Below are 565 nucleotides of genomic sequence, written 5' to 3' on the forward strand. Positions count from 1 at the left end.
TCTGGATAATCTTCTATTGCTCTAAATTGTGTTGCATATGTAACCCAGTTTGTTGCTGTTTTATATTGTTCTATTAAATTTCTAGGAACATAGATATAGCCCGTTTTCTTTTCGATTGGAGTTGTAACGAACACTCTTGTTCCTAATAAATTAGCAACTTTCGAACCTTTTAGAACTAAAGTTGTTATATTAGAAAGGGCAAAAGCTAAATTGCCTATGTCCGGATTGGTTAAAACTACCTTTCTTGCAGAACAACTATAAAAAACACTTTCACTTATAGTTTTAAGATTTAATGCTTCTATCTCTGTTATATTAGCTACATAAGCAAGAGCATATTTACGAGCATTTATCACATTTATTGTTACTTTTCCAGTTATACTATCATCTACAAGAGCATTAAATAAATCATCACTTCCACCGGATTCTATGCTTTCGATTTCACTTGGCATATTCTTAGCTAAGATTAAGTCGCTTTTTCCAGTTTTAGAACGTATAGCATTAGCTATATTAGACATTGTACTTTCTTCTATAAGAACATTTGCCATTAATAAGCCACCTCATTTCC

1 protein-coding gene is annotated in these 565 nt (G+C 31.7%); it reads right to left on the reverse strand.

All coding sequences use genetic code 11. The annotated features are described in order from the left end of the window. On the reverse strand, window positions 1-545 hold a 545-nt coding region (locus tag ACQPUY_RS17735; protein WP_430843378.1), incomplete at its 3' end, for a hypothetical protein. Window positions 546-565 lie beyond the last annotated feature (20 nt).

Source organism: Clostridium nigeriense (assembly GCF_050585245.1).
Classification (GTDB): domain Bacteria; phylum Bacillota; class Clostridia; order Clostridiales; family Clostridiaceae; genus Clostridium; species Clostridium nigeriense_A.